General features: G+C 73.1%; 3 protein-coding genes. 1 reads left to right on the top strand and 2 read right to left on the bottom strand.

The features are described 5' to 3' along the window. Positions 1-1,629 (bottom strand): chaplin family protein (locus KGQ19_RS47910; RefSeq protein ID WP_212022216.1); only part of this gene is annotated, 1,629 nt, incomplete at its 3' end. Positions 1,630-1,902: 273 nt separating this feature from the next. On the opposite strand from KGQ19_RS47910, the gene KGQ19_RS47905 reads away from it, so the two are divergent. Further along, the gene (locus KGQ19_RS47905; RefSeq protein WP_212022214.1) at positions 1,903-2,754 is read left to right on the top strand and encodes an SCO6745 family protein; all 852 of its coding nucleotides are present in this window, start codon (positions 1,903-1,905) and stop codon (positions 2,752-2,754) included. Between the two features lie 258 nt (positions 2,755-3,012). On the opposite strand, the gene KGQ19_RS47900 is transcribed toward KGQ19_RS47905, so the two are convergent. After that, positions 3,013-3,722 (bottom strand): DUF4262 domain-containing protein (locus KGQ19_RS47900; RefSeq protein ID WP_212022212.1); only part of this gene is annotated, 710 nt, incomplete at its 5' end.

Genomic DNA, 3,722 nt, shown 5'->3' with positions numbered 1-3,722 from the left:
CGGGAAGACCGGCGGCGGAGGCGGGCAGTTGACCGGCGGCGGAGGCGGCATCACCGGGCCGGTGCTGCACGTGTTGTCCTCGGTCCCGCTGTTGGCCAGCCCGGCGCCGATGGTGTCGCCGCAGATCTGCACCGGGGCGTTCACGCTGCCCTGGGCGACGGTGCCGGTGACGATCCCGGTCTCGCCGGTGGTGGAGGCGATCGACGTGGTGCCCGCGGCGCCGGTGTTGGCGCAGCTGTTGTCCGCGGCGGTGTCGTGGTAGCCGCCGACGGCCGCGACGACGCCGCACACCTCGGTCGGGATGTCGATCGGCAGCTGCGCGACGTTGCCGGTGGCCAGACCGTTGTCGCCGACGGCCCGGCCGGTGGCGGCCGCACCGCCCGCGGTGTGGTTCACGCAGTGGTTGTCCAGCGCGGAGTTGAACACGCCGACCACGCTCACCGAGTCGCCGCAGGCGTTGATCGGCGCCTCGATCGGCACCTGCAGGACGTTGCCGGTGACCGCGCCGGAGGAGTTCGCGGTGACCGCGTTCGCGCCGGCGCCGGCCCGCGGGCCCATGCCCGGCTCCGGCAGGTCCTGGGTGCGCGAGCGGGCGTTCATCGGCTCGTCGCCGTGGTCGTGACCGTCGCCGTAGCCGCCGTTGACGCACTTGTTGCCGGCGGCGGTGTCGTAGACGCCGACCACGTTCGCGGTGATCCCGCACAGGTTCAGCGGCGCGTCCACCGGCACCTGGACGACGTTCCCGCTCACCAGGCCGGGGGAGTCCATGGCCACGGCCTTGGCGGTCGAGAAGTCCTGCCCGCCGCGGTTGGCGCACAGGATGTCCTCGGCCGAGTCGTGCCCGCCGACCGCGGTCACGGTGTCGCCGCAGATGTTCGCCGGCAGCGAGACCGGCACCTGCACGATGTTGTCGGACAGCGCGCCGGGGGAGCCGTGCGCCACGGCGGACGCCGCGCTGTTCGGCCCGCCGGCCATGCCCGGCCCGTTCACGCAGTGGTCGTCGGCGGCTTGGTCGCCGCCGCCGAGCACGGTCACGACCAGGCCGCACAGGTTGATCGGCGCGTCGACCGGCACCTCGATGGTGTTGCCGGCCAGCAGGCCGCCGCCACCCAGGTCCGAGCCCACGGCCTCGGCCCCGGCGGACTCGTGGTGGAACGGCGGGTACTGCATGCCGTCGTGTGCCGCGGGCGGGGTGAGGGCGTCGTGGTGCGCCACGGTGCCGTGGTGGGCCGCGGGGGCGTGGTGCGCCGCCGGAGCGTGGTGGGCTGCGCCCTGGTGGTGCGCGGCCGGCGCGTGGTGTGCCGCGGGCGCGTGGTGCGAGGCGGGCCCATGGTGCGCCGCGCTCTCGTGGTGCGGCGCCGCCGGGTGGTGCGCAGCGGCGGCGTGGTGCGGCGCGGCGCTGTGGTCCTCGTGGGCCTTGTGCCGCCCTGCGTACTGCGTGACCTGCTCGCTGCTGACCGGAATGGCCGCGTGGTGCGAAGAGCTGCCCGTTGGCTGGCTCTTCTTCCCAGCGTGCTCCGGGTTCTCGGGGTGCGGGGACACCGCCGAGACCGCGGGCGCGGCTCCAGTGATCAGCAGGCCGCCGGTCGCGACCGCGAGCGCGAGCCCGCGCTTGGTCACGTCGTGCATGCCTGTCCTCATTCTTCTCAAGGGGGTTCGGGTGAACCGGGGAGATGCAGATGCGGCGGGCCGGTGCTGGCGGCACCGGGGCCGGCGGCGAGCCGACAAGGCCCGTCCACCGCGACAACGCCCCTGGCCCCGCCGCGTCACGCCGCCGTGCTCCGTGCGGATGAATAGTCGTTCTGTGCGATCTATCGCAGAAGGCTGGGGTAACGCGCAGGTCAGCGCAGTAGTGCGACTCGGTTTGTAAGCCCGTGTGGCTGAGCGGGAGAATCAGGCCTCATGACGGCTGATCCGACTATCGATCCGGCAACGATCCGCGAGCTGGCGCTGAGCACCGCGGTCGAGGCCAAGACTGCGCTCTCGACCCTCGGCGGCGACTACATGTCCTCCCAGGCGGCCCGCACCGCTGCCAAGGACCTGGGGATGAAGGGCTGGCCGTTCTACTTCGGCGGCCGGGTCGGGGTCCTGGGCCCGGTCTCCCCGGAGGTGGTGCACGCGGTCGTCGGCTTCTTCCCGCTCGACCTGGCGATGCAGAGCTGGGCCACGGCCCGCGACCCGAAGCAGAGCCCCCCGCTGGACCGCGTGGTGGACCGCTACCGCGACGTGCAGCGGCTGTGGGCCGACGAGTTCCTGGCCGCGTTCCCCGAGGACGAGGCCCACGAGCTGGCCGACATGCTCCGCGAGATCGCCACCACCTCCGAGACCGGCCTGTCCCCGCTGGCCGCGGCCTGGGGCGCGATGCCCGAGCCGGCCCCGGCCCGGCACCGGGTGGTGCACTGGTCGATGGTGATGCGCGAACAGCGCGGCGGCCTGCACATCGCGGCCGTGCAGATGGCCGGCCTGGACCCGCTGGAGGCGATCGTCGCCGGCCCCCTCGGCGAGGCCGGAGCGAAGTTCTTCCGCTGGCCGCCGCCCTACCCGCAGCCGGACGACGCGACCCTGCTCTTCCGCGAGCAGGCCGAGGAGATCACCGACGAACTGGCCTCACGCGGCTACCGCGGCCTGTCCCAGGCACAGGCCGAGCGGCTGCTGACGCTGCTGTCGCGGGCGGCCGAGCTGGCCGTCGGGGGCGGCGGGCTGGCTCAGACACTGGCTGAGGGTGAGACGCGGGACGCCGCGGCGACGGCTTGAGGTTGAGGTGATGCCGGGCCGCAGCGTTGGCTGAGTGTGATGATGCACGGGGCGTTGCGGCGGCGGCTTGAGGCTCAGGTGGTGCCGGCCGCCCTGAGTAGTTCGGGGCGGTTCCGGGGTGGGTCTGGGCCATCCTGGGGAAGTTCGGGTGCCGGCCGGAACCAAGCGGCGGCTCGGCCTGCATTAAGCGCTGCCAGCGCCTATCGGCGCGCCTCAGCCCAGTGCCCTTCAGCGCACTTCAGCGCACTTCAGCGCGCCTCAGCGCGGGTTCTGCCAGGGCCCATCCGGGTGCAGCTCCGGCGGCAGCCACAGCTGCGGCTGCACCGTCCGGCATCGCAGCCCACACCCGGGCTGCCACGGGAACAGCCCGTGGCTGTCCGGCCAGACCAGCTGCACGAACGGCGGCACCGCGCCCCGGTAGAACCCGACCGCGAACCCGAAAAGCGTCGGGTACCAGCCCGGGTGCACTCGCTTGGCGACCACCGGCTGGGCGTCCAGCACCCCGTCGATCTCGATGTCGTACCCGAACGGCTTGTTGTCCCGGATCAGCCGCCCGGCCCGGTTCACCCGCTGCTGCATGTCCGGCAGCAGCAGGCCGAACAGCGACACTTCGGGGGCGCGGTAGCTGTGCCAGAGCCCGACCGAGAACGCCCATCCGGGGGTCCTGGTGCCGGGCATGATGCCTATCGAGGTCCAGCCGGTGCGCCGCACGTGCGCGGCCGCCTCGCCGAACCACCCGGGCACCAGCGCGCGGACCGCGTCCTCCTCCTCATCGGCCAGGCCGTCGTCCTCGGCGAACGACTCGTTCTCGGCCGCGGTGAGCGTCTGGCTGACCGCCGTCTCGCTGTCGCAGATCACGCAATGGCACGGCGGGATGTCGGCCGTCACGCGACGCCGGTCTTCGTGTTCGCCCGTCGGTTCCGCAGGACCGCCGTGGCCAGGACTCTCCGCCATGGTGTTCACGATAT

The sequence above is a fragment of the Catenulispora pinistramenti genome (genome assembly GCF_018274385.1).
In the GTDB taxonomy this organism is placed as follows: Bacteria; Actinomycetota; Actinomycetes; order Streptomycetales; family Catenulisporaceae; genus Catenulispora; species Catenulispora pinistramenti.
The sequence above is the reverse complement of the archived record's forward strand: the minus strand, read 5'-3'. Positions and strand labels throughout refer to the sequence as shown.

What these genes read in the sequence shown, in the direction of transcription:
- KGQ19_RS47905 (WP_212022214.1), top strand. Translation starts at nt 1,903, where the DNA reads ATGACGGCTGATCCGACTATCGATCCGGCAACGATCCGCGAGCTGGCG.